Below are 2,299 nucleotides of genomic sequence, written 5' to 3' on the forward strand. Positions count from 1 at the left end.
TTTCGCAAGCAGAATTTGAGACGAAACGGACGGAACTTCTGAGCCGAATCTGACCCACGACGGCTCCCGCACGGCCACGCAGCTCTGCAAGCCGAGCCTCTAACCATGGCCCACGCGGACGTGTGAAAGCATGTCCCCATGCCGACCTTTACCTTTTCTGAGTCCAAGCACTTAGCGCGAACTGACCTCATTGGCCTCTATTCAAGCGTCGGGTGGTCAGCATACGCGAGCGACCCCGATACCCTTGTCCGTGCGGTTGAACAGTCGTCGTACGTCGTGACGGCGAGGGACTCGGCCGGAGAACTGGCGGGCTTGGCCCGGGTCATTTCCGACGACGCCACCATTTGTTACCTACAAGACATCCTCGTGAGCCCCAGCCAACAACGAGCCGGCCTCGGCAGGGCCTTGGTCGAAAAGGTCCTGGAACGCTACGTCCACGTTCGACAGAAGGTACTACTAACCGATGACGAACCGGGCCAGCGCGCATTCTACGAATCCTTGGGCTTCATCGAAGGACATGACTTCAGCCCAACTTCATTACGTGCGTTCGTTCAGATCGGGAGCTGAGAGCCCGTCATTCGACCCGATTCAGGAAACCCTTTCGCGACGGGATGGGCTGCGGAGCGGCCACGCCGCCGCCGGTCGTGGGTTCACCCACTGCCGCGCGCTACGACGGTCACACGATCGGGTTCGTCACTGAGTTGAGCTGACGGCCGACGGGCGACGGGCGACGGGCGCGAGGGGTTTGAGTGACGCCGGTTGGGGCACATCGCAGAACCGAGCGGCGGAGCCGCGCAGGTCAGAAGAACCGTGCAGGTCAGAAGAACCGCCAGGAGGCCGATTTCTCAGAGCTGGAGATCTAGTCTGGCGGGGGCAATTGCTGGAGAACGACTCCCGCGGTGCGCAGTCTCCTCTCACGTTCCTCGGCATGTCTGGCCGTCCGTGGTGGTCGGCGACGAGGTTGATCGTTCGTCGCGCTCGTCGCGCTCGTCGCGCTCGTCGCGCTCGTTAGAACGGTGCTGTGTTGAGGCCGGTGTTCGGGATGCTCCAGACGTCGCGCCAGGTTGTGGGTTTCGATGCTGGTTCGGTCGTGGGGATGGTGGGTCTGATTCGGGTGGCGGGGTGGGTGGCGTAGTGCTTGCCGGCCGGGCTCGTCCAGTTCAGGGTGCCGTCCTTGCCTTGTTCAACTGCCCACCGGTTTCGTGCTTGACCCGGTGGCTGCGTTTGCAGAGGTTCGCGAGGTTCGAGAACACCGTTTCACCGCCGGATTCCCAGGGGATGGTGTGGTCAATGTCGCAGTCCTGCGCCCGCCGGTTACACCCGGCCGCGCGGCACGATCCGTCACGCAGCTGCAGCCAACGCCGCAGTTCTGTCGGCACCTTGTACTTCGTGCGTCCGAAAGACAGCACCGCCCCCGTCTCCGGGTGGATGAGGATGCGGGTGAAGCTGCTCGCGGTGCCGGCGATGCGGCGGGCGGTTTCCGGGTCGATCGGCCCGAACCCCTCCAGCGTGCCGGGCTCTTCACTCTTACCCATCAGGGCCAGGACCGGCACGGTGACGTACACGTTGCCGCGAATCCCCGCGCCGAGCCCCGTCGCGGTGACGCCGCCCAAAAGCAGGTCGACGGCGATGTCGGTGCGCAGTTGCGGGAGCGTGCGGGGTTCGTCAGTCGACTGGAGGTTTTTCGCCATCACTTCAACCCGGTCCCTGATCGCACTGGCATCCTCATTGCTCAGAGTCATCTCCAGATACGCCATACCGTCACGGCCCGGCCCGACAAAGAAACACCGATCAGCCAGGGCACGTTTGTGCCGCACGGTGATCGACTCCGGGTGGGTCAGCTCCCGAATGCGGATGGCCTTCTTCGTGAACTGCGGCACCGTGAGGGTCTCACTGTCGCTGAGGGCCTCTCGTTCGAAGTCAAGCCAGGCTTCGTCGGGGAGGGCCAACACGTTATCCATGATGACCTCGACGTGGCGGTAACTGATGTCCCCACGCGTCAGGGCTGCTCGGGTGGCGGGGAGCTTGTGCTGGAGAAGTTCGCTGTGGCACATGAGGTTACGGGCGCAATTCTCCGTCAGGGTCAGCAGGCACGCGAGTTCAGCGACGAGGCCCTCGTGAGCGGCCGTCATTGACGACCACTCCACGTACCCTTTCCTTCCACGAGCGGCCGTGGTGGGTCGGCCGGTCTCGGCCGTCGCCCGGGTCCAACGCATGATCTCATCGACCGCGGCCGCCCGCGCGGCCTGCGCCGCACAGATCGCCCGGTCGTGCTCTTTCACCGCATCAAGCAAGCGGA

General features: G+C 63.9%; 2 protein-coding genes. One reads left to right on the forward strand and one right to left on the reverse strand.

Going from position 1 to position 2,299, the window contains the following annotated elements:
* Positions 1–138: 138 nt before the first annotated feature.
* Positions 139–567 carry a GNAT family N-acetyltransferase gene (locus tag JF66_RS19425; protein WP_035880531.1) on the forward strand — a complete coding sequence of 143 codons (429 nt, stop codon included), beginning with the start codon at positions 139–141 and terminating at the stop codon, positions 565–567.
* A 593-nt stretch (positions 568–1,160) separates the two neighbouring features.
* Here JF66_RS19425 and JF66_RS19430 read toward each other — a convergent pair.
* Positions 1,161–2,299, reverse strand: a 1,139-nt coding sequence (locus tag JF66_RS19430; RefSeq protein WP_231556519.1) for an HNH endonuclease signature motif containing protein, incomplete at its 5' end; no start/stop codon positions are given.

The organism is Cryobacterium sp. MLB-32 (assembly GCF_000738085.1).
Taxonomy (GTDB): domain Bacteria; phylum Actinomycetota; class Actinomycetes; order Actinomycetales; family Microbacteriaceae; genus Cryobacterium.